This is a genomic window from Pseudomonas sp. YY-1 (assembly GCF_002843095.1).
GTDB classification, from domain to species: Bacteria; Pseudomonadota; Gammaproteobacteria; order Pseudomonadales; family Pseudomonadaceae; genus Aquipseudomonas; species Aquipseudomonas sediminis_A.
In genome coordinates this window covers 48,825-70,564 of sequence record NZ_PJLX01000020.1, presented here as the reverse complement: position 1 = coordinate 70,564, position 21,740 = coordinate 48,825, and the positions used below count along the sequence as shown (strand labels likewise).

Annotated in this window: 26 protein-coding genes; 10 read left to right on the top strand and 16 right to left on the bottom strand. The window is 62.0% G+C overall.

The genetic code is table 11. The features are described 5' to 3' along the window. Positions 1-34: 34 nt before the first annotated feature. Both CXP40_RS22150 and CXP40_RS22145 read right to left on the bottom strand, forming a co-directional pair. Complete coding sequence (locus CXP40_RS22150) at positions 35-1,558, bottom strand: sensor domain-containing diguanylate cyclase (RefSeq protein ID WP_106735484.1); 1,524 nt, start codon at positions 1,556-1,558, stop codon at positions 35-37. An 88-nt stretch (positions 1,559-1,646) separates the two neighbouring features. Then, on the bottom strand, positions 1,647-1,928 hold the full coding sequence (locus CXP40_RS22145) for a peptidylprolyl isomerase (protein WP_003462270.1): 282 nt from the start codon (positions 1,926-1,928) through the stop codon (positions 1,647-1,649). A 167-nt stretch (positions 1,929-2,095) separates the two neighbouring features. On the opposite strand from CXP40_RS22145, the gene CXP40_RS22140 reads away from it, so the two are divergent. Both CXP40_RS22140 and CXP40_RS22135 read left to right on the top strand, forming a co-directional pair. After that, positions 2,096-2,437, top strand: coding sequence for a hypothetical protein (locus CXP40_RS22140; protein WP_106735483.1), 342 nt, complete (start codon positions 2,096-2,098; stop codon positions 2,435-2,437). Positions 2,438-2,572: 135 nt separating this feature from the next. Further along, positions 2,573-3,022, top strand: a complete 450-nt coding sequence (locus CXP40_RS22135) for a hypothetical protein (protein ID WP_106735482.1) — start codon at positions 2,573-2,575, stop codon at positions 3,020-3,022. A gap of 11 nt (positions 3,023-3,033) precedes the next feature. Here the strand turns inward: CXP40_RS22135 and CXP40_RS22130 are convergent, their stop codons facing one another. Next, a complete protein-coding gene (locus CXP40_RS22130) occupies positions 3,034-4,074 on the bottom strand; it encodes a GGDEF domain-containing protein (RefSeq protein WP_106735481.1) in 1,041 nt (346 codons plus the stop codon). A 185-nt stretch (positions 4,075-4,259) separates the two neighbouring features. Between CXP40_RS22130 and CXP40_RS22125 the strand changes: the two genes are divergently transcribed. Then, positions 4,260-5,120 carry a CAP domain-containing protein gene (locus CXP40_RS22125; protein WP_106735480.1) on the top strand — a complete coding sequence of 287 codons (861 nt, stop codon included), beginning with the start codon at positions 4,260-4,262 and terminating at the stop codon, positions 5,118-5,120. Between the two features lie 13 nt (positions 5,121-5,133). Here CXP40_RS22125 and CXP40_RS22120 read toward each other — a convergent pair whose 3' ends face one another. Further along, on the bottom strand, positions 5,134-5,721 hold the full coding sequence (locus tag CXP40_RS22120) for an NAD(P)H-dependent oxidoreductase (protein WP_106735479.1): 588 nt from the start codon (positions 5,719-5,721) through the stop codon (positions 5,134-5,136). A 154-nt stretch (positions 5,722-5,875) separates the two neighbouring features. Here CXP40_RS22120 and CXP40_RS22115 point away from each other — a divergent pair, with 154 nt between their 5' ends. After that, positions 5,876-6,184: a putative quinol monooxygenase gene (locus tag CXP40_RS22115; protein WP_106735478.1), complete on the top strand. Its 309-nt coding sequence runs from the start codon at positions 5,876-5,878 to the stop codon at positions 6,182-6,184. 165 nt (positions 6,185-6,349) lie between these two features. Here the strand turns inward: CXP40_RS22115 and CXP40_RS22110 are convergent, their stop codons facing one another. Next, complete coding sequence (locus CXP40_RS22110) at positions 6,350-6,778, bottom strand: helix-turn-helix domain-containing protein (RefSeq protein WP_106735477.1); 429 nt, start codon at positions 6,776-6,778, stop codon at positions 6,350-6,352. Positions 6,779-6,851: 73 nt separating this feature from the next. On the opposite strand from CXP40_RS22110, the gene CXP40_RS22105 reads away from it, so the two are divergent. Further along, a complete protein-coding gene (locus CXP40_RS22105; protein ID WP_256579531.1) occupies positions 6,852-7,328 on the top strand; it encodes a DUF2938 domain-containing protein in 477 nt (158 codons plus the stop codon). Here the strand turns inward: CXP40_RS22105 and CXP40_RS22100 are convergent. Then, entirely contained in the window at positions 7,316-9,325 is a 2,010-nt protein-coding gene (locus CXP40_RS22100; RefSeq protein WP_106735475.1) for a U32 family peptidase, read from the bottom strand. The two genes, CXP40_RS22105 and CXP40_RS22100, sit on opposite strands and share 13 nt — an antisense overlap. Positions 9,326-9,471: 146 nt before the next feature. Between CXP40_RS22100 and CXP40_RS22095 the strand changes: the two genes are divergently transcribed. Continuing rightward, positions 9,472-10,116 (top strand): YecA family protein, encoded by a 645-nt coding sequence (locus CXP40_RS22095; RefSeq protein ID WP_106735474.1) that lies wholly within the window; start codon positions 9,472-9,474, stop codon positions 10,114-10,116. An 86-nt stretch (positions 10,117-10,202) separates the two neighbouring features. On the opposite strand, the gene CXP40_RS22090 is transcribed toward CXP40_RS22095, so the two are convergent. The 3 genes from CXP40_RS22090 to CXP40_RS22080 all read right to left on the bottom strand — a co-directional run bounded on the left by CXP40_RS22090 (position 10,203) and on the right by CXP40_RS22080 (position 12,750). Further along, a complete protein-coding gene (locus CXP40_RS22090; protein ID WP_106735473.1) occupies positions 10,203-11,024 on the bottom strand; it encodes an HDOD domain-containing protein in 822 nt (273 codons plus the stop codon). Positions 11,025-11,193: 169 nt separating this feature from the next. Continuing rightward, complete coding sequence (eco, locus tag CXP40_RS22085; RefSeq protein WP_106735472.1) at positions 11,194-11,670, bottom strand: serine protease inhibitor ecotin; 477 nt, start codon at positions 11,668-11,670, stop codon at positions 11,194-11,196. 114 nt (positions 11,671-11,784) lie between these two features. Then, a complete protein-coding gene (locus tag CXP40_RS22080; protein ID WP_106735471.1) occupies positions 11,785-12,750 on the bottom strand; it encodes a LysR family transcriptional regulator in 966 nt (321 codons plus the stop codon). 103 nt (positions 12,751-12,853) lie between these two features. On the opposite strand from CXP40_RS22080, the gene CXP40_RS22075 reads away from it, so the two are divergent. Continuing rightward, positions 12,854-13,123, top strand: a complete 270-nt coding sequence (locus tag CXP40_RS22075) for a DUF2798 domain-containing protein (protein ID WP_106735470.1) — start codon at positions 12,854-12,856, stop codon at positions 13,121-13,123. A 20-nt stretch (positions 13,124-13,143) separates the two neighbouring features. Here the strand turns inward: CXP40_RS22075 and CXP40_RS22070 are convergent, their stop codons facing one another. The 5 genes from CXP40_RS22070 to CXP40_RS22050 form a co-directional block, all read right to left on the bottom strand. After that, a complete protein-coding gene (locus tag CXP40_RS22070) occupies positions 13,144-13,803 on the bottom strand; it encodes a cytochrome c oxidase assembly protein (protein ID WP_106735469.1) in 660 nt (219 codons plus the stop codon). Continuing rightward, on the bottom strand, positions 13,793-14,383 hold the full coding sequence (locus CXP40_RS22065) for an SCO family protein (RefSeq protein ID WP_177429706.1): 591 nt from the start codon (positions 14,381-14,383) through the stop codon (positions 13,793-13,795). The genes CXP40_RS22070 and CXP40_RS22065 overlap by 11 nt, the downstream gene beginning before the upstream one ends. Before the next feature lie 227 nt (positions 14,384-14,610). Next, complete coding sequence (locus CXP40_RS22060; protein ID WP_106735467.1) at positions 14,611-14,958, bottom strand: cupin domain-containing protein; 348 nt, start codon at positions 14,956-14,958, stop codon at positions 14,611-14,613. 211 nt (positions 14,959-15,169) lie between these two features. Then, complete coding sequence (locus CXP40_RS22055; protein WP_106735466.1) at positions 15,170-15,571, bottom strand: hypothetical protein; 402 nt, start codon at positions 15,569-15,571, stop codon at positions 15,170-15,172. A 187-nt stretch (positions 15,572-15,758) separates the two neighbouring features. After that, positions 15,759-16,850, bottom strand: a complete 1,092-nt coding sequence (locus tag CXP40_RS22050; protein WP_106735465.1) for an SMP-30/gluconolactonase/LRE family protein — start codon at positions 16,848-16,850, stop codon at positions 15,759-15,761. Between the two features lie 313 nt (positions 16,851-17,163). On the opposite strand from CXP40_RS22050, the gene CXP40_RS22045 reads away from it, so the two are divergent. After that, positions 17,164-17,907 (top strand): class I SAM-dependent methyltransferase, encoded by a 744-nt coding sequence (locus CXP40_RS22045; RefSeq protein ID WP_106735506.1) that lies wholly within the window; start codon positions 17,164-17,166, stop codon positions 17,905-17,907. A gap of 35 nt (positions 17,908-17,942) precedes the next feature. Here CXP40_RS22045 and CXP40_RS22040 read toward each other — a convergent pair whose 3' ends face one another. Next, positions 17,943-18,644 carry an FMN-dependent NADH-azoreductase gene (locus tag CXP40_RS22040; RefSeq protein ID WP_106735464.1) on the bottom strand — a complete coding sequence of 234 codons (702 nt, stop codon included), beginning with the start codon at positions 18,642-18,644 and terminating at the stop codon, positions 17,943-17,945. Between the two features lie 119 nt (positions 18,645-18,763). Here CXP40_RS22040 and gcvA point away from each other — a divergent pair, with 119 nt between their 5' ends. Continuing rightward, positions 18,764-19,663 (top strand): transcriptional regulator GcvA, encoded by a 900-nt coding sequence (gene gcvA / locus CXP40_RS22035; protein ID WP_106735463.1) that lies wholly within the window; start codon positions 18,764-18,766, stop codon positions 19,661-19,663. Between the two features lie 10 nt (positions 19,664-19,673). On the opposite strand, the gene CXP40_RS22030 is transcribed toward gcvA, so the two are convergent. Next, positions 19,674-21,086, bottom strand: coding sequence for an FAD-binding oxidoreductase (locus CXP40_RS22030; RefSeq protein WP_106735462.1), 1,413 nt, complete (start codon positions 21,084-21,086; stop codon positions 19,674-19,676). A 293-nt stretch (positions 21,087-21,379) separates the two neighbouring features. On the opposite strand from CXP40_RS22030, the gene CXP40_RS22025 reads away from it, so the two are divergent. Beyond that, the gene (locus tag CXP40_RS22025) at positions 21,380-21,679 is read left to right on the top strand and encodes a putative quinol monooxygenase (protein ID WP_059391271.1); all 300 of its coding nucleotides are present in this window, start codon (positions 21,380-21,382) and stop codon (positions 21,677-21,679) included. Positions 21,680-21,740: the final 61 nt, after the last annotated feature.

Sequence of the window (21,740 nt, the reverse complement as noted above, 5' to 3'; positions counted from 1 at the left end):
GAAGCGATGCTGAACTGCTTCAGGCGTCTTGTCATCACTGATGTTCGCCATCGACCTCGGTGCTTTCCATGCGGTTGCGGCCATTGCTCTTGGCTCTGTAAAGCGCCTGATCAGCTGCTTCGATCAACGCCAGCGCCAAGACCGAGCTGTCCTGTTGATCCAGCGTCAGGCTGGCGACGCCGGCACTGACGGTGACCCGTGCGAATGGGCTGGCTTCATGACGCAGGTTGCGCTGCTGCAGAGCCTGCATGAAGCTCTGGGCCACGGCCTCGGCACCCTCGCTCGTGGTGTTCGGCAGGATGACTGCCAGCTCCTCGCCGCCGTAACGTGCAGCCAGGTCGCCGGGGCGGCGCATGCACTGCTTGAGCAGCGTCGCCACCACACGAAGGCAGTCATCACCGGCTACATGGCCGTAGCGGTCGTTGTAGCGCTTGAACAGGTCGATATCGAACAGCAGCAGTGACAGCGAAGAACCGCGGCGCTGGGCTCGGCGAATCTCTACTTCCAGGGTCTGGTCGAAACTGCGGCGGTTGGCCAGGCCGGTCAAACCGTCTTGTGAGGCGAGCACTTCCAGCCGTGAGTTGGCGTCGAGCAATTCTTCCTGGGCGCTGAGCAACTGGCGCTCGGCCCGTGAGCGGCGGCGGATGTCGAGGATCAGGCGTTGGCCGATGACGCCGACGGCTACCAGCAGCAGCAGAATCAGGCTGGCGAACAATTGGGCATTGTGGCGCCAGGCGGCCAGGGCATCATCGCGGCCGAGGGCGACGATGGTAATCAGTGGTAGACGATCATTGCGGCGGAAGGCATAGACACGTTCGACACCGTCGATGCGTGAGGTTTGTGCGATGGTGCCCTCACGGTGCTCGCGCAGCAGTTGCAGGATGGGCGAGTCGGACCAGTCCAGGCCGATATCCTGTTCACGGAAGGGCTGGCGAAACAGGAGTTTGGCGTCGCCGGTGGAGAGGCTCATCGAGCCGTGCTCGCCGAGATCCAGGCTGCCGAAGAAGCTGAGAAAGTGCTCAACGTCCAGGGTTACCGCGACCACGCCGGCGAAGCGTCCCTGGTCATCGTTCAGCCGACGGCTGACGCTGAAGACCCAGTCACCGGTGATGCGGCTTTTGATGGTGGGGCCGATGAAAATATCGCTGGAGGGATCGTCGCGGTGGTGAACGAAGAAGGCGTGATCAGCGGCATTGGGGTTGGGTGTGGGCGATGATGTCGATGCGACCAGGCGATTGCCGTGTGAGTCATAGGCGACGATGGCATTGGCCAGCCCGAGCACTTCGGCCTGCTTTTGCAGCAAGGTCTGGAGACGCTGTGGTTCGTGCTCGGCCGCGCCGTTCTGCAGGCGATCGGTGAGTTCGATCAATACCAGTTCGGACTGCCGAATGACCCCTGCCGTGTAGTTGTCCAGCGCTTGAACCAGGTTGAGGTTGGCGACGTTCAGTTCATGCAGCGCGCGCTCACGGGAAATCCAGACCTGCCAGGCGGTGAGCAACGCCAGCGACAGGCAAATGAATACCAGCAGAATGGAGGTGAGCCGAATACCGCGTTTCATGTCCGAAACCCAGAGCCCTACTGCGTAAGTGTTGAAAAAGGCTTGGGAAAAAGAAGAGCCGCAGTAGCGGCCCTTCCGTTGCGTGTTGTCAGTCCTGGCGGCTGGTGACTTCCAGCAGGTGATAGCCGAACTGGGTCTTCACCGGGCCTTGCACCACGCCGACCGGTGCGCTGAAGACCACTGTGTCGAATTCCTTGACCATCTGGCCAGGGCCGAACGAGCCCAGATCGCCGCCGCTGCGGCCGGACGGGCAAGAGGAGTTGTCTTTGGCCAGTTGAGCGAAGTCGGCACCACCTTCGATGGCGGCTTTCAGTTCGTTGCACTTGTCTTCGCTGGCAACCAGGATGTGGCGGGCAGTGGCGCGGGCCATGGGAGTACCTCCTATCAATGAAGGTGCAGAGCCTAGCGCAATCGCCTCGACAAGCAAACGGTCGGCCGTTCGTCCATCTGTGAGGAGCCGTTTCGGCGTCTGGCTTGTCCCATCTTCTGTAAGTGGGCATTTGCCCTGAACTCAGGCGTCACTGAGGAGACTTGCGGATGAACACCCTGAGCATCGACGGTTGGCGAAAGGCCGACAATGACAGCAAATCCATCCCTATCGGCACTCTGCAGTTCTATGTCAGTGAGGCGGAGCACTTGCGCCTGGAGCAGGCTGAGGAGCAACTGCAGCGCAGCGGCGTTCGGGACGCGATGATCGACGCAGACATGCAGACGTTGGAGCTGGTCATGCCAGAGGGCTTCGGCCCACTGAGCGAATGCAAATGGCGCGTCTACATCGGCGGCGAGGAAGGGCGTGGCCAGTTTCATCTGGTCGGCTACAGCGCCGAAGATGGCTGCCTGATCTACAGCAACGCGGTAATGGTCGATCTATTGGGTTGACCGCTACGGGCAAACCCTTGCCCCGGGGTGGCAAGTCCATGCCGCGACGTCGTATGAAAGCCGCGTATTTACTGGTCTGCAGCGGCTGGCCCGGAATCTGCTTTGCATGAGGCGAACGGATTTCGCGGAGGCCTCATGACCAGTATCAACAACAGCACGCCTGCCATGCTCAGCTACTACGGCAGCCAGCTCAACAATCGTTCGACTGCGACCAGCGGCGAAGCCGACGGTCAGGCCAGTCAGGATCCAGTTGCCGACTTGCGGCGTTTTGCCAAACAGGTGGTAGCGCGCAGTGAAGGTGGTCTGCTACGCGCGATGAATGGCGGCGCGGCGCAGCCCAACACTACCGTGCAGCGCAGTGGCGACAGTCAGCCTGCGGCGCCGTCGGTGATTCAATTGCCGGACGTGACGCAGCTTGATCGCGACGATGCCGCCAAGCTGCTGGCGCAGGTGCAGAAGATGGTGGATGCCGGCATGGATGGCAGCGTGCGCATCGCCGGTTACAACGGCGACCAGCAGACCGACTCGCTGGAAACCTATCGCCAGTGGCTGCAGGAAAAGGGCGGAGTCAGCATCTACGTCTGATCCGCACCCGTTCAGCCCAGAATGGGTTCTACGTCCTCTCGGGTGATCACCCGGTTACGCCCGGCGCGCTTGGCCGCGTAGGTGCGCCTGTCTGCCGCCAGCATCAGCTCGTCCAGTGATTGCCCATCCACCCCGAAACAGGCCACGCCGGCGCTCAACGTCATGTGCAGCGTGGTTTCATCCACTGTCAGCGATTGTGCAACCAGGCGTTCGCGCAGGATTTCGGCGATTTCCCGAGCTTGCGCTGCCTTGCTGCCTGGCAGTAGCACGGCAAATTCCTCACCGCCCAGGCGGCAGAACAGATCATTGACCCGTAAACGCTGCGCCAGAACCTTGGCGAAGTGAACCAGGGCACGGTCACCGACCTCGTGACCAAAGCGGTCGTTGATCTGCTTGAAGTGATCGATATCGACGAATACCAGCGAAAGCGGCGTGCCATTGCGCAACGCATGGGCACGCTCACGCTCGAATACCTCGGCCAGCTTCAGGCGGTTTGGCAGGCCGGTCAGAGAATCGGTGGTCGCCTGCTCGGTCAGGCGCTGCTCATTGAGCAGGCGGCTGCGCTCGTAGATGTGCGCGAAAATCATCACTGCCAAGCTGGCGAGGCCGAGATTGGCGATGATCTCGACGTTTTGCAGCAATTCATCGGACGAAAACCGCTGACTGAAGACGAACAGGCCGACACCGACGAACACGATCGAGCCGTACATCCCCAGGCGCAATCCCAGTAATAGATAGCAGATGATCGGAATTGTCTGGATCCAGGCGAACACCGCGAAGGTAGTGGTGGTCTGAGCCAGCGCCACAATCATGATGCTGAAGAACGGCAGCAGGTAAATTGCGGTCAATAGCTGCAGGTTGCGTGTTTTATCGATGATGGTCAGCAGATACAGCGACACCGCGGCGTAGCCGATCTCCAGACCGGCCAGCAGCCAGTTGTCGTGCAACAGATTGACGACCGAGAAGAACAAACCGCCGCTCAAGGTGATCCATAGCAAGGCTTTAAGGACCAGGCGGCGATGTTGTTCGTTCTTGGCGAAGTAACCGGGCATTAGTGTTCTCAGGCGGGAGAGGCGAGTGCATAAGTTGTGTGATGACGATAGATGGCGTCATGTAGGAACCCTGCCGTTCAGCCGCGATGCCAATGTACGCGGGCGTTCGATGGGATCAGGAAACCGGCCATGACCCTGCGCCGGGAATTGCGTCAGAATCACGACGTTAGTTGGGAGAAGGCTGTATGACAACAACAATGAGCAAATGGGGAAGGCAAGGCTGCCTGCTGGCGCTGCTGTTGATGGGGATTGCGGGCACGGCTCAGGCGGCTGAAGACCTTGAGCTGATCGAGACGATCAACACCTATCGCAGCGAGGTGCAACGCTGCGGCGTGCAGGCCTCCGAGCCATTGCCACCGTTGACCAACGATCCACGCCTGATCCTGCCTGCCAACGGCACTGCGGACCTGCAGGATGCGCTGAGCGCGGCCGGCTATCCGTTGGTCAACGTACAGGCCATTACGCTCTCTGGCCCGCGCAATGCGCAGGCTGCCATGCAGGCATTGAGCGAGAGCTTCTGTCGCGTGATGCTCGACCCTCAGTTCATCGATATCGGCGTCAGTCAGCAGGATCGCGACTGGCGCATCGTGCTGGCCCGGCCGCTGCTCAGTGGGCGGCTGCAAACCTGGCAGACCGAGGGGGAAAGTCTGCTCCTGCTGATCAACTCCGCCCGCGCTGAGGCGCGCCAGTGCGGTGACCAGGCCTTTGCCGCTACTACGCCGCTGGTATGGAGCGCCGAACTGGGTAGCGCCGCCGAGAGCCATAGCCGGGCCATGGCCAATGGCAATTTCTTCGCTCATCAGGGGCGTGACGGCCTCACGCCGGGTGACCGCGCGGAGCTGGCGGGTTACAGCGGTACCCAGGTCGGCGAGAACATCGCCGCAGCGCTGGATACCACCGCCAAGGTGGTCGAGGGCTGGCTGGCCAGCTCCGGGCACTGCGCCAACATCATGAACCCGGAGTTCAGCGAGCTAGGCGCTGCCTATGCCAACGACCCGCAGAGCGATGCCGGCATCTATTGGACGGCCTTGTTCGGCGGGCAATGAGCGAGCGCCTGCGTCAGGCGACGCCGAACACCTGGGCCAGGTGCTGCTCGTAGCGCGCCACGTCCTGCTCGATGCTCGGCACTTTCATCACGTCATTGCAGATGAAGGTGGGCAGACCAGTCATGCCGAGGAATTCGTTGGCCTTATGGAAGGGGAAGTACACCGCGTCCACGCCTTTACCTTCGAAGAAGTCGGTTGGGTCCTCGAAGGCCTGCACCGGGGCGTTCCAGGTCAGCGACAGCATGTACTGCTTGCCCTGGATCAGCCCGCCGCTGCCGTACTTCTGCGAGGCGTCGGAGCGAGTACGCCCGTCGTTGGCATAGAGGCTGCCGTGACCGGCGGTGAACACCTCGTCGAGGTACTTCTTCACCGTCCAGGGAGCGCCCATCCACCAGCCGGGCATCTGGTAAATCACCACATCGGCCCAGAGGAATTTTTGCACTTCTTCTTCGACGTCGTAGTCGCCGTCGATAAAGGTGGTCTTGACGTCGAATCCGGCGCGGTCGAGGAAGGCCACTGCTGCGTCATGCAGGGTGGTGTTGTACTGGCCGTGGGAATGGGCAAACGCTTTGCCGCCATTGAGCAGGAGGATCTTTTTCATGGGGGTTCTCCAAAAAATGTGGCGGCAGGTTATCCAGCCCTGCGCGTGCGAAACATCCCGAAGCGGTCAAATCATTGTTGACTGAAAATCATGAAAGGCTCGCTGAATGCTGCGTTAAGGTGAGGCATCTACTCACATCGAGGCGCCTGCATCCATGTACGGTTTTATCCTTCACGCGCACACCCAACCCGAGCAGGCCGAGGCCTTCGAGCAACTGTTTCGCGCCTATGTCGAACCCAGTCGTGCCGAGCCCGGCTGCATCGAATATCACATGCTGCGCGACGCGCAGGACCCAACGCTATTCATCTTCTACGAGGTGTGGGCGTCACGGGAGGCGCTGGCCGAGCACACGGCCCTGCCGCACATGCGCGCGTTTCACGACACGCGCATGGACTACCTGCGTCGTGATTTCGAGATTCGTGAAATCGAGATGCTCAGCCCAGCCCGCTGCGTGAGTCGTTGAAAATCCGGTGCGCACGACTTGGGCGGCCCCGCGACACCCTACGGAGCGTTTCGCGCTTGGTACTACGGAGCACGTCGCTGTTGTAGGGTGCGCCGTGCGCACCGAGGCCAAGACGATGCAGCCGCAGGCCCGAGCACAAGCTGACGACACAAGCGTTGCGGCCGTTCAAGCCCGCTCGGGAACGGCAGGGCGCTTTCGGCCCATCTGCTTGCTGGCCATGGTCATCAGGCGCTGAAAGGTGGGGCAGCTCAGGTGGTTGTCGGCCGGGCAGAGCGCCGCATGGCGCAGCCCGTCGCGAATGGCGGACAGGCGGCGAATGGTGTGATCCAACTGCTCTGCCTTGCGTTCCAGTTGCTCACGGTCGATGGCAGGACCGCCCTCGGCAGCCAGCATCTCGGCGATAGCGTCCAGTGAGAAACCGGCCGTGTGCCCGAGTGCGATCAACGACAGGCGCTGCAGCACCGACTCGGCGAAGACCCGCTTCAGGCCATTGCGCCCGATGGAGTGGATCAGCCCTTTTTCTTCGTAGTAACGCAAGGTCGAGGCCGGCAGACCTGACCAGCGCGCGACCTTGCCGATATCCAGCTCTTTCATGCTTGACCTCAAGTCGACTTTAACTGGCAGCCTTGTTTTGAAGGCTTTTCAGATAGATTAGATGGAGGTGCGTATGGCAGTCGAGATCATCATGTTGGGTATTGGCGCAACGCTGTTGATGGACCTGTGGGCGCTGGCGCGCAAGCGCTGGTTCGGTGTGGCGGCGCTGGATTACGCCTGGGTGGGGCGCTGGCTGGGGCACATGCGTCATGGGCAGTTTCGCCACGCAGCGATTGGCCAGGCGCCCACGCTGCGCGGTGAGCGTGCGCTGGGCTGGATCTTTCATTACCTGACAGGGCTGCTATTTGCCGCGTTGTTCCTGGCCTGGGTTGGCGAAGCCTGGGTGCTGCGCCCCACGCTTGCGCCGGCGCTGGCCTTTGGTGCGCTCAGCATGGCAGCGCCCCTGCTGCTGATGCAGCCGGCGTTCGGCATGGGCGTGGCCGCTTCACGCACGCCGCAGCCCTGGCGGGTGCGTGTGCGTGCGTTACTGACCCATCTGGTATTCGGCCTGGGCCTGTACCTGATGGGGCTGTTGGCTCAGTGGCTGTAACCCGGCTTCTGGCGAATGGTCTTGAGCAGGTCGTCGGGTGAAATGTGCCCGACCACCTGGGTCGCGGCGCTGCCCGGTTGCGGCAGGTCTAGAATGTGGCCCTTCATCTTGCCGATCACGTGCATCTCGCACGGCTTGCAGTCGAACTTCAGGGTCAGCACTTCATCGCCATGTACCAGCTGCATCGGCGCGACCTTGGTCTTCACGCCGGTCACACCCTTGGCCTGTTTCGGACACAGGTTGAAGGAGAAGCGCAGGCAGTGCTTGGTGATCATCACCGGCACTTCGCCTTCTTCTTCGTGGGCCTCGTAGGCGGCGTCGATCAGTTGCACGCCGTGGCGGTGGTAGAAGTCGCGGGCCTTCTGGTTGTAAACGTTGGCCAGGAACGACAGGTGCGATTCCGGGTACACCGGCGCTGGGTCGGTCTCGGCCTTGCGGCCTCCACGTGGATGGGCAGCGACGCGCGCTTCGGTGAGTGCTTCGATGGCGTCGCGGCGCAGTGCCTTGAGCTGCGAGTTGGGTACGAAGAACGCCTGCGGCGCATCCAGCGTCACGCCCTGGGCGTGGTAGATGGTGGTGCCGAGCTGGGTGAGCAGGTCACGCAGGCCGTCGAGTGCCTGTTCCGGCTTGTTGGCCACACCGAACGGGCCGGGCAGGGCAACGTCGACGCTGATGCCTTCCTCACTGGTGGCAGTGAGCTTGAGCGCATCTTCACGCAGCACAGCCTTCCAGCTCACGCCAATACGGCGCTCGGCGCTGGTGCGTTGCAGCGCCTGCTGCCAGTTATGGTCGAGGTTGCGTGACAGCGGGTGATTCGGGCGCAGACGGAACAGGCCCTCGGGCATCTCGTTGGGCTCGACGCGGTAGCGGTAGCGCTTCTCGCCATCTTCCTCGAACTCACCTTTCAGCTCGGCGATGTTGGCGCGGAAACCCACCACCTCGCGTTTGACCAGCACGTTGAGGCCGTCGCCGTTGGACAGCGGTTCATGGGTGACGGCGATCAGGTCGCGCTTGTTCACCTTCTCCACGCTGCCTACCAGCAGGCCGGTAAAGGTCGGCGAATCGAAGGCGCCGATGTCCACCTTGCGCTCGGTGACGAAGTAGTCGGTGCTGCCGCGGTGGAAGGTCTTGTCCGGATCGGGCACGAAGAAGTGCGCGGTGCGGCCGCTGGAGGCGCGGGCCAGGTCCGGGCGGTCTTCGAGAATGGCGTCGAGTTCGCGGCGGTAGTGGGCGGTGATGTTCTTCACATAGGCCACATCCTTATAGCGGCCCTCGATCTTGAACGAGCGCACGCCGGCCTCGACCAGAGCGCGCAGGTTGGCGCTCTGGTTGTTGTCCTTCATCGACAGCAGGTGTTTTTCGTAGGCGATCACGCCGCCTTTTTCATCCTTGAGGGTGTAGGGCAGGCGGCAGGCTTGCGAGCAGTCGCCACGGTTGGCGCTGCGTCCGGTCTGGGCATGGGAGATGTTGCACTGACCGGAGAAGGCCACACACAGCGCGCCGTGGATGAAGAACTCGATGGCGGCATCGGTCTCGTCGGCGATGGCGCGGATTTCCTGCAGGTTCAGTTCGCGCGCCAGTACCAGCTGGGAGAAGCCGGCCTGGTCGAGAAACTTGGCGCGGCCCAGGGTGCGAATGTCGGTCTGGGTGCTGGCATGCAGCTCGATGGGCGGAATATCCAGCTCCATCACCCCCATGTCTTGCACGATCAGCGCATCCACCCCAGCGTCGTAGAGCTGGTGGATCAGCGTGCGGGCCGGCTCCAGCTCGTCGTCATGCAAGATGGTGTTGATCGTGGTGAACACCCGTGCGTGATAGCGGCGGGCGAACTCCACCAGCCTGGCGATATCGCTCACCTCGTTGCAGGCGTTGTGCCGCGCGCCGAAGCTCGGGCCGCCGATATAGATGGCGTCGGCGCCATGCAGAATGGCCTCGCGGGCGATTTCGACGTCACGCGCAGGGCTGAGCAGTTCCAGGTGGTTCTTGGGCAAGGACATGGTGTTTTCTTTTATCAGGCTGGCACACGGGCAAGGCGCGCATTGTACCGGGCTGTGGCCCGCTGGGCACTCGCCAGATGCCGGACGGCTGGCAATACGCGCCGATGCAGGTACAGTAGCGGCCTTTTTCAGGCGGAGGCGTGGCGATGGACAACAGAGGGTTGGAGAAGCTCGATCAGTGGCTGCTCAAGTACGGCAACGATGACTCGATCCTCTCTGCCAGCGAACTGGACGGCTTCTTCGCCGCCATCGTCTCCGCTCCGCGCCGGGTTGCGCCTGCCATCTGGTATTCGGCGATCTGGGCTGACCAGCCGCCGCAGTGGCCGAGCGACAAGGATGGCGAGCGCTTCATGAAGCTGGCTGTCGAGCTGATGAGCGAGGCGGCCTACATGCTCAGTGAAGAGCCGGATGACTATGAGGCGATCTTCCTTGCCGACGACAACGGCAAGGGCGAGAAGCTGATCGTCTCCGAATGGTGTGCGGGCTACCTGCGTGGTGCGACGGTGGCCGGCTGGCTGGAGGCGGCGCTACCCGAGCCGGTTGCGGCGGCGCGGGCGTTGATCACCCTGCACGGCGACGAGAGCGGCAGCGCTACGCTCAAGGCCATGACCGACGCCGAGTACGACGCCAGCACGGCACTGCTCGAGCCGGCCGCCGTCGAACTGTACGAGTACTGGCAACAGAACCTGGACCCTGTGTTGCCGGTACGCCGTGATGACGCCAAGGTAGGGCGCAACGATCCGTGCAGCTGCGGCAGCGGCAAGAAATACAAGCAGTGCTGCATGCGCTGACATCACCTGTGCGGGTGCCGTCTCGCTGACGATTGACGCGTCAGGCCGTCGGCACCTGCAGCTTGTGCGTGTGTCTGGCGGCGGTGTTAGCCGAGCAGCTCGGCAAACGCCTTGTCCGCCTCCAGCACCGCTGGTAAGGCTTCGAACAGTTTGTTCAGATCGACTTCCTCGAACAACGGGCCTTCCAGGCTCTGCTGCGCCGCCTCGCTGACGCCGTCCAGCTCGATGGTTTCCGCAACGGTCACTGACTGCGCGACCAGGCGCGCATAGCTGCCGTCACTGGGCGCCTGAGTCGGACGTGCCTGATAAGCAATGGCGTGCTGGATAAGCGCTGGCAACTGCCAACGACGCGCCAGTTCGGCGCCTACTTCCGGGTAGCCGAAGCCCAGTTGCAGGGTTTCCTCGGCGGCGTGAGCCGCGGCCTCGCGTTTCGGATGGCGGTTCATGCGGCGGGCGAAATCCGGTGCGCCGGTCTGGATCAGCAGCTCGCCGATGTTGTGCATCATGCCGCAGGTGAAGGCGGCGTCGGTGTCCAGTTTCAGCTGCTTGGCCAGGCTGCGGGCGATACTGGCGACGCGAAAGCTGCGAATCCAGAAACCCTTGAGGTCGAAGCCGGTATCGACCTGAAACGCGCCCGTCATTGCCGAGGCCAGCACCAGCGTGCGCAGGGTGTTGAAGCCCAGACGCATGGCGGCGTCTTCGACGCTTACCGCTTCACGGGCCCCGCGAAAACGCGGCGAGTTGGCCAGGCGCAGGACCTTGGCAGCGATGACTGGGTCGCGCTCGATATTGCGCGCCACGCTTTCCAGGCTCGAAGAAGGGTTGTCGAACTGTTGAATCAGCTCCTGCGCGACCTTCGGAATGCTGGGCAGGGTGTGCAGTTGAGCGAACAGACTTTCTATATCCATGGCAACTCCGATAGGGAAGAACGCTGCAGTTGCGTTCGATGAGAAATAGCTCTCTGAGCATAGCTGTGCCTGACGCCTCAGCCAGTCCCATAGTTGCTATTTAGAGCCTTTTCCATGGTTGTTGCCAGTCAGACATGCCCGCCCCGAGGGGCGGTTTTTCGACGATGGTTTACTGACGCGGCGCCACGCTGGTTTCGGTCGCTGCAGACCACACGCGGTAACGCACTTCGACATCTTTGGGGGCGTAGATCACCAGCGGCAGCTTGCTGTTGTAACGCACCAGTTGCGGCTCACCGCCAACGCGCACGAAGGCCTGTTTGCGGCTGCTGTCCGGGCAGGCCATCAGGGTGCTCATGGCCGGGCCGACCTGGCCCAGTTCGTAGTAGCTGTAGCCCCAGCCTTCCACGGTCTTTTCCTGCCACTGGCCGCCCAGGCGTTGCTGGTTGCAATCCACTTCCAGGGTCTTGCCGGCGATGATCTCCACCTTGTGCTCGGCTTCGTTGGCTTGCGCCGGCAACTCGATCACATGGCGGCTGTAGCCATCGGCTGCGGCGGGGTAGGGCTTGAGTGCTTCGGGGGTGGCAGCACAGGCGGCCAGCGGCAGGGCGCAAAGGAGGGGGAGCAGCGGCAGTTTGAGTCGGTTCATGATGATTCCTTGCTGAAAGGCCTTTTGGGCCGTCCGTGATGAGGGAACCGCCAGGTGGGCGGCGCAGCACTGACCGTTGTGAATAGGCCAAGTTCCTGTGCTTTTCAAGCCATTTCAGCGCGCCTCGGCTGAGGGTTTCAAGTCGGCGGGCAGGGCGTGTTGCAGGTAATCGATGAACAGACGCACCTTGGGCGTCAGCTCATAGCGGTCACGCACACACAGGTAAAAGTCCAGTGGAGCGCCGGTCGCACGGCTGTCTGTAGGCGTTGCCGAGGAGAACAGTTCGACCAGGTCACCACGGGCCAGGTAGGGATCGGCGACAAACGATGCCAGGCGGGTGATACCGCCGCCTGACGCCGCGCACTGTGCCAAGGCATCGATATCGTTGCTGCTCATGCTCACTCTGACCTGGGCATCGAAGTGCGCGCCTTCGCGAACGAAGCCCCAGCGCAAGAGGCGCCCATCGGTGGCGAAACGAAACAGCAGGCAGTCGTGGTCGCGCAATTGTTCGGGTTCACTGGGCTGCCCAGCGCGCTGCAGGTAGGCGGGGGCGGCGCAGAAGCGTGTCTGTGCAGTGGCGATGCGCCTGGCCACCAGACCGTTTTGCAGTTGCTGCTCAATGTGGATGCTGATGTCCACGCCTTCCTGCACATGATCGACGGTGCCGTCGGTGGTCAGCAGTTCGCAACGGATACGCGGATGTTGCGTCATGAAGCCGGGGATCAGTGGAGCCAATACATGACGACCGAACGCTGCACTGGTGGCGATGCGCAACTGTCCGCGTGGCTCGTCCTGCAAGTCGGCGACGGCGGCGCGGGCGAGTTCCAGCTCCTGAAGGACAGCCTGTACGCGTTCGAAATACAGCGAGCCGGCGTCGGTGAGTGCCAACCTTCGAGTGGTACGGGTAAGGAGGCGAAGGCCCAGGCTCTGTTCCAGGCGGGCGATATTCTGGCTCGCTGCGGCTGCGCTGATACCCAGCAGGCGCGCGCCGCCAGCGATGCTGCCGCTCTCTACGGCCTTTACGAAACTCTCCAGGCCGCGCAGGGTATCTGTGCCTTTGCTTTCCAATGCGCCACTCATTCGTAAGTTGGTCTTGATGCTCAACTTACCTTCCGCCCTCTACCGCCGCAATCGTCTTCATCGCTAGAGTGCCTGGTACTTTCATCGAACAGGAAACTTACGCATGTCCGATCTCGACCTCACTCCAGCCGCCGTGCGCAACTGGAAGCTGCCTGCTCGTGCCATGCCCGTGGCCTTCGCCTTCTTCATGTCGGGCATCATGGCCATGCTCATGTCGTTGGTCATTACCGCTGCAAACCGGGGCATCGGCGAGGGTTATCTGCAGGCAGTGCTGAGTGCTTACAGCCTGGCGATGCCGGTCGCGTTCGTTTGCGTGATGCTGGTGAGGCCGATCGTGCTCAAACTGGTGAGCCTGACAGTGCGCTTGCCGTGAACGGGATACCGAGGCGTGCGCTATCGGGGCGGCCCTGCCTCGATGCCTGGACGCTCATCATCCCCGAGCAGGCGGACTGCCAGTGCCAGTGTGGCGCCGAGGTAGACCAGCGCACTCCAGCCCGCCATTAGCATGCCACCCAGGCGTTGGTCGTCCAGGGCTTGCAGGCCGAAAGCCCCCAGGCACAGTTCGGGAGGGTAGATGAGCCGTGGCGCCATGATCAGAACGAGACCCAGCATGGTCATGTGGGCAAACGTCAGGAAAAAACCGCACAGCGTCAGCACCTGCCCCTGCTGGGTTTGTCTGGCGAAACCCAGTAGCCAGATGGCCAGGCCAGCGGCTAGGAAGGTGGCCTGCTGCGCAACGAACAGGGGCGTGTGCAAGGCAGCGGCTTCGTGCGCGGCAGGCAGGTGCCAGCCCCACACCACCACCAGCTCGGTGATGAAGGCGGCGCTGAGCCAGCTTGCTCTTGCGTAACGGTCGAGACGGAGCCCGGCGCGCGCCAGGCCGATGGCCAGCAGCGGGGCTGCGAGTGCCACGACGCCCAGGTGCAGGATCATGTGCAGCGAGAACGCCGTGCGGCTCATGGCCGGCAAGGGGCCAAGCCAGAGGACTGCCAGTATCAGCAAGCCCAGGAGCAGGGGCCAGTTACGTGATGATTCGGTGCGCTCAATCTGCATCGAGGTAGTCACCGATACTGCTGGCCAGGTGTTCGGGTGTGATGTTCTGTGCGAACAGTTCAACCAGACGTCCGTCCGGGGCCACCAAGTAGAGGCTGGTGGTGTGATCAAGCAGGTAGGTGCCGTTAGCCTCGCGCCGCGCGACATACACTCCATAGGCGTCGGCGGCCTGCCTGACCTGCTGGACGTTACCGCTCAGGCCGATAATGCGCGGGTCGAAGAAGCCCGTGTAGCGCTGTAGAAGCTGTGGGCTGTCGCGTTCCGGGTCGAGGCTGATGAAAACGGGTTGCACGTGCTGGCTACGTGGCCCGAGCTTGTCCAGCGTCTTGGCGACTGTAGCCAGGGTAGTCGGGCATACGTCCGGGCAATGGGTGAAGCCAAAGAACAGCAGGACCCAGCGTTCGGCAAAACTGTTTTGGTCAATGTGTCGGCCCTGATGGTCGACCAACTCGAATGACCCGGCGACCTCCCCGACCCGCGCGGCCGCCGGTACGGCTGCCGGCCAGAGCTTGTAGGCCAGCGGCAAGCCTGCCAGCAATAGGGTGATGCAAATTGCTGTGCCCCATAGTGATCGTCTCATCATGCCCTCTCGCGTCGCGTCCCCCCGATCTTTACAGACCTGCAATCGGCCATTGGGTGCCCGGAAAATCTGTCGTTTGCATGATGGCGAGCGTGCTTGGCTCGGTGGGCACGATGTTGGAGGAATTAGGCATGACTGAATGCCGAGGGTGGTCGGCGTTGCTCGTACTCAGCAGCGGACAAGTCGGTGGGCGCCGCGCCGGGCGCACACCGATAGGCCCACCGCGATCAGGCGAACACGAAGTACTTGCGCACGGTCTCGACCACTTCCCAGGTGCCTTTCATGCCAGGCTCGACCACGAAGATATCGCTGGCCTTGAGGTGGATCGGCTCCAGGCCGTCCGGGGTGATGATGCAGTAGCCTTCCTGGAAGTGGCAGTACTCCCACTTCACGTACTCCACGCGCCATTTGCCGGGCGTGCAGATCCAGGTGCCCATGATCTTGCTGCCGTCTTCGGAGGTGTAGGCGTTGAGGTTGACGGTGTGCGGGTCACCTTCGATGCGCTCCCACTTGCAGGCATCGACGACGGGCATCGGCTGGGTATCGCGCAGAACGGTGATCGGTTTGTTGGCCATGGGGTGCTCCGGTGAGTGATCAAAGGGGCGTTCACCATAGAGCGGGGGCGGGGCGGTCGATTGCCTGGGGTCGACACGGGGCTGCTCATTCGCGCAGTGCGCGAGACTTTCTAGTGCTGAAAAAACCAAGGCCGGCTTATCAGGCCGGCCTTGTGGGGCTGCGCGTTCCATCGAGTCATACGACGTTCTCGATCAGTTCATCAGGAAGGTATCAGGCAGTTCGGCTTTTGATCAGACGGTCAGAACCACCTTCGGCGACGCGATTCTGGATCAGACGGTCAGAGCCACCTTCAGCGACGCGATTCTGGATCAGACGATCAGAGCCACCTTCAGCGACGCGATTCTGGATCAGACGGTCCGAGCCACCTTCAGCGACGCGGTTCTGGATCAGACGGTCGGAACCACCTTCGGCGACGCGGTTCTGGATCAGACGATCGGAACCACCTTCAGCGATGCGGCTTTCGATCAGACGGTCGGAGCCACCTTCAGCGATGCGGCTTTCGATCAGGCGATCAGAGCCACCTTCGGCGACTACAGGTTGGGCGGAGGAGGCGGCGAATACGTTGGCTGCCAGTACGGAGAAAGCGAAGCTGAGGATGAGTTGGCGTTTCATGGTGTTTTGCTCCAGCGGTGTTGTGGTTGGGTATGGAGCAGATGTTACGCACTGGATTTTTTCAGAGAACTTCATTGGCATGATGGTGAACATCGATGCCGCTGATGTTTGCTGTAATGGCCGAAATAGAGCGCTCTAAGCCTATTTGGAAAGGCCGGCCACGGCCGCGTAGGCCGTGGCGCAGCGCTTAGTTGATGAAGGTGGCGCCGCGTGCGTTGACGAACAGGGAATAGATGCCATGGCTGCTGGCCATGAACAGGCGATTACCTTTCTCGCCGCCAAAGCACAGGTTGGCGCAGCGTTCCGGCAGTGAGATATGACCAATGGCCTTGCCCTGCGGGTTGAACACGCGCACGCCATCAAGCTTTTCCGGATCGCTCTCGGCCGAGCCATTGCTGCCCCAGCCACACCACAGGTTGCCGAACTCGTCGCACTTGATGCCATCCAGCGCGCCGGTGTCGGTGGCTTCGATGTGTTTGCGGCGTTGGCCGAGGCTGCCGTCGTCGTTCACCTGATAAGCCCACACCAGGCGATGCGGCTTGGCGCGGCCCTCGACGATGTACAGAGTCTTCTCGTCGGGCGAGAAGCACAGGCCGTTGGGGCCGGCCAGATCCTCGATCACACGGGTGACCTGCTGCGTTTCGCCGTCGATGCGATAGACCCCATGGGGCAGCTCCGGCTCGATCTTGTAGCCCTCGTAGAAGTTGCCGGTCTGGAAGGGCGGGTCGGTGAACCAGACCGAACCGTCGCGCTTGACCACCAGGTCGTTCGGCGAGTTGAAGCGTTTGCCCTCGAACGCATCGGCCAGCACGGTAATGCTGCCGTCGTGTTCGGTACGGGTGATGCGTCGGCCAACGTCCTGGGTGGTCGAGCCCTCACAAGCGATCAGCCGGCCCTGGCGGTCGCGAACCAGGCCATTGGAATAGTTCGATGGCTGGCGGTAGACGGCCAGCGACTGGCTGATCTCGTCCCAGCGCATGATGCGGTTGTTGGGGATGTCGCTGACCAGCAGGTAGCGACCGTCACCGAACCACACCGGACCTTCGGCCCAGCGGATGCCATCGGCGAGCTTTTCCACGCTGGCGTTGAACAGGCGCAATTGCATAAAGCTGTCATCCAGCGCCTTGACCGCGCCGGATGGGTAGCGCAGATCGAGAGGTTGCGTGGCGTTGGCCAGTTGCGGCAGCAGAGAGGCAGCGCTAGCGGCGGCAGCGGAATAGACCAGCGACTGCTTGAGAAAGTGGCGGCGCGAGCCGTCGGGGCGTTGTTCGTCATTCATCATGAGGTTCCTTGTTGTTCTTGTTGATCGCAGATGCGACTTCAGGAACTTATATGATGTGTGATGACTATGAAAGTGCTTCAGTGCTGCGATGACAGATTGACTGTCCAAGATTGCTTGCAGGCATTGATTGGTGCTGGAAATCACCTAGGGTGAAGTTGGCTTGTTTTTGCTATGTCGTATGATGACTTCCGCGAAATGCCTCATTTTCGGAGTGAACGTGACTGTTTCAAGGCGTGCCACTTCAAGTCAATGCCCAGCGGCATCAGCCTGAGCTATGATGCGCGCCCTTCGTCTGCGCGCCCCTGTCATCATGTCCGGCAATGCCCTCTATACCGACTTGTCGGGTTACTACGATCTGATGTGCGCGGACATCGACTACGCCGCTCAGAGTCATTGCGTGCACCGCCTGCAACAACTGTTCGGCAACGGCGGCAAGCGCCACCTCGATCTGGCCTGTGGCACCGGTCCGCATGTGCGCCATTTTCTCGATGCTGGCTACTCCAGCAGCGGCCTGGACATCAACCAGCCGATGCTCGACCGCGCCGCCCAGCGCTGCCCCGAGGCACGCTTTGCCCGGCAGGATATGTGCGGTTTTCAGGTCGACGAGCCGTTGGACCTGATCACCTGTTTTCTCTACTCCATCCACTACAGCGCCAGCATCGAACGGCTCAAGGCTTGTATCGCCAGCGTGCACGGCGCTCTGGCGGTTGGCGGGTTGTTCTGCTTCAACGCGGTGGACAAGCAGCGCATCGATAACGCCTCGTTCGTTGCCCACAGCGCACGGCATGCCGAAGGGCAGTTCCGCTTCAGCTCCGGCTGGTACTACTGCGGTGAAGGCGAACAGCAGGCGCTAAGGCTGCGTATCGAACGTACCCTCGCCGAACAGACCGAGGTCTGGCACGACGAACACCCGATGGTGGCGGTGAACTTCGCCGAGCTGCAGAGCCTGCTGGCGCCGCACTTCGAGGTGCAGGTGCTGGAGCACGACTATCAGCGGCTGGCGCCGTGGGATGGCAGCTCCGGCAACGCGCTGTTTGCCTGCACCAAGCGCTGAGGCGAGGCAGCGTCATCCTCGGCCTGGCCATTGCCTCACGCCGGCTCCTCGACGCGCTCGGTGTGCAATGAACGCTGCAGCTCGGCTACCAGCGCATCGACCTTGGCCAAGGCTTGTTTGACGGACTCGGCAAGCAGTTCACCGCCGACTTCCTGACCTTCGATGGCGACCTGATGCACGCGGGTGATGCCGATGAAGCCGAGTGCGGTGATCAGGTTCGGCTCCAGATGGTTCATGTGCGCCATCTCTCCGCCCACATCGAAACCGACACCACCGCGCGCCGTGAGGATCACTGCATGGCGCGGCCGGTCGGCCAGCCTGGGTACATAGGGATCGAGCGGATTGCTTTCATCCACGTCCACCGTGCGGCCGGGGCGCACCACCTGGTCGACCCACGCCTTGAGCGCGGCGGGCATGCCGAAGTTGTACAGCGGCGTGCCTATCACCAGCAGGTCGGCGGCGATCAGTTCATCCACCAGGCGATCGCTTTCGGCCAGGGTGTCGTGCATCCAGGCCTCGCGTTTCGGCTCGGGCGTGAAGGATGAGGCGATCCAGTCATGGCTGATGATCGAGGGCGGGTTCTGGCCGATGTCGCGGTAGGTGACGACATCCTGCGGGCGGCGCGCCTGCCACTGGCTGATGAAACGATGGCTGAGGTTGCGGCTGTGCGAACCGTGCAAGTCCTTGCCGGCGAGGCCGGGGCGGGCGCTGGCGTCGAGATGCAGAATATGGGTCATGATGAGTCTCCTGCTTGAATTTGAATTCATCTGTGATTGGCAGCAGACTCAGGCTAAGTTCGCCCCGGTCGGGCGACAAACGATCAATATTTTTCGCAATGGATGAGGGGAATTCATCTATGAGCCGGCGCCGACTTCCTCCGCTCTCCGCCTTGCGCGCCTTCGAGGCGGCCGCACGCCACGAAAGCGCCAAGCAGGCCGCGGAAGAGCTTTCCGTTACCGCCACGGCGATCAGTCACCAGATTCGCGCGCTGGAAGACGCCCTCGGCGTTGCGCTGTTCGTGCGCAAGCCGCGGCAGCTGGAACTGACCATGGCCGGGCGTGAACTGCAGCAAACGCTGGAAAGCGCCTTCGACAGCATCGGCGCCGCGGTCGAACGCCTCAGTGCAATGCCCAGCCGACAGGCCATCACCCTCAGCACCACGCCGGCCGTGGCCGTGCGCTGGCTGCTGTCCTGGGTATGCATGCTGCGCGACTCCCACCCCACTATCGACTTGCGTATCCACGCCTCGCACGAGCCGGTGGCGCTCGATGGAGTCACGGCGGATATCGCCATCCGCTATGGCGATGGCCGTTGGCCAGGCCTGGTGGCGGAAAAACTCTTCGACAACACCTTCGTTCCCGCCTGCAGCCCGCTACTGGAATTGCACGATGCCGCCGACTTGCCCAGGCATACGCTGATCCACTTCCGCAACCAGGCAGCGATCTCTTCGCCGATGGACTGGGCCGTCTGGCAGAAGCAGGCGCAGGTGCCGGGGCTGGATGTCGGTGCTGGGTTGGTGTTCTCCGACGAAACCCACGCCGTTTCGGCGGCCGTTGGCGCCCAGGGCGTGGCGCTGATGAGCCGGCAACTGATCGAGGATGAGCTGAGAGAGGGGCGACTGGTGCAGCCCTTCGGCCCGGAGCTGGAAGGCAAGCCATTCTTTCTGGTGTACCCGGAGAGCCGTAGAAACGATCCGACCATTCTCGCTGTGCGGGAGTGGATCATGGCGGTGCCGGGTGGGTTGTGTTCGCTGTGACGACTGTCAATCAGTGGCCTGAAGCGGCGGTTATCCGGCCACTGGGCTGCAGGTAATAGGCATCCCACAGCTTGTTGCGGAATTTGTTGGTCGGGTCGACGCGCTTTTTCAGCGCGAAGAACTCCTCGGCGCGAGGGTAGGCGGCAAGGAACTGTTCCCGGCTGGCGTGGATTTGATACGGCAGGTAGTAGCTGCCCTGGTGGGCGATGGCCAGATCGATCAGCTGTCGTGTCCAGTCGCCTACAGCGGCGCGCTCGCTAGGCGAGACGCCCTGGCGGTAGTAGATCACCAGCGCGAAGGTGTCTTCACGGGCCCAGGCCAGCAGCGTACCCGGGTCGGCCTTGGCATGGCGGATGGAGATATTGGCGACCTTGACCTTGTGCGCTTTGAGCACGTCTCTCATGCCCGCGACAAAAGGCTCCAACTGGGCTTCGGGCACGAAATATTCCTGCAGCACATAGCTGTAGTCGGTGCCGGAAATTGGCTGCAGTTCGCGCACATCCAGGCTGGCCTCATGGTTGCGCCACTGCACTTGCGGTCGTTTCAGCAGCAGTGGGTCGACGACGCTTTCACGCACCTTTGCGCCGCCATTGCTGCTGGCTACTGCCAGTGCGGCGCGCATGGCCTTGTAGTCGCGGTCCAGCGGTACCAGGCGTTCGGTGACGGTCAGCGGCGCATCCGTACGCAGGTAGGACACGGCGCGGACGCTGTCGTAGTCGTCGGTGTAGAGAATGCCGTTATGCATCACCATGTCTGGGTTGCCGCCTACCTGGCTGGCGAAGAACTGCGCATAGTCGCCAAGCGGCATGAGCTGCGTCTGACGCACCAGCTTGCTGTTCTCCACCAGCGGCAGGGTGGCCTCGACGATGACGCCGAGCCCGCCGTAACCGCCAATGGCCCCGTAGAAGAGCTCGCTGTTGTGCGTCGGGCTGGCATCCACCACCTGACCGTTAGCCAGCACCAGGCGTAGCGAACGAACGCCGAGCACCAACGGCCCCTGGCCGACGTATCGGCCATGAGCGTTGACGCTCAGTGCGCCGCCAACGGTGAAGTTGGCGTAGGACTGCATGATCTGCGGCGACAGGCCATGTGGGTCGATGTACTCCAGTATCTCGCGCCAGGTGATGCCGGCCTGCACACGAATCTCCCGGCGCTCTGCGGAAAACTCCAGCACCTGGTTGAACCGGCGCATGTCCAGTTGCAGGGCCTGCTCGGTGGCGGTTTGCCCGCCCATGCTGTAGCGCCCGCCGCCAACGGCGATGGGGCCGGCATGCCCGCTAACGGCCGTGACGATCTGCTCCAGTTCGGTGGGCGCCAGTACCTGCGCCACTTCGATGGGGTTCATGCCGGTGACGTCGTTGACGGTCTCGGTGGCGTGCGCGCAATGGCACAGAAACAGCAGAAGGACGAGGGCGATGCGCATGGAGCTTCCTTGTTCGCAGCGGAGAACGAATGGCTTGGCTGATAGTGCGTCGTGGCGTGCTCAGGTGGCAATCGCCAGTGGCCATTCAGGGTGCTTCATTTTCAATAGGTCGAAGAAAGTATTAGCACGTTCTGTCGGTGTTTCTTTTCGACTGAATGGACAAGGATGACCCCACTCCACAAAGAGTGATGACGATGAAACCCATGATCAAACACCCGAGTCTTTGGCTGTGCGCGCTGCTGTTCACTGCCCTTGCCGGGTGCGCAAGCCAACCCATCGAACGAGTTAACACCATGAGCAAACCATTGGTATCCCTTGCTGTACTCAAGGCCAAACCCGGTAAACAACAGGAACTGAAAGAAGGCTTGCTGAGCCTGATAGAACCCACGCGGGCCGAGCCGGGCAATCTTGATTACGTGCTGTTCGAAATGCGTGATGAGCCGGGCACCTTCTACATGCGTGAAGCCTTCAAGGATCAGGCAGCTCTGGATGCGCATTTTGCGACGCCCTATTTTCAGGCGTTTGCCGCCACCGCTGATGAACTGCTCAGCGAGCCATTGCAGCTGATATTCCTCGAGCAGGTGTCCAACTGAGTGGGACCCATGGCCATTGCTTGATGCAGGGGGATGCCCGTTGGTTCGCTGATGGTCGCTC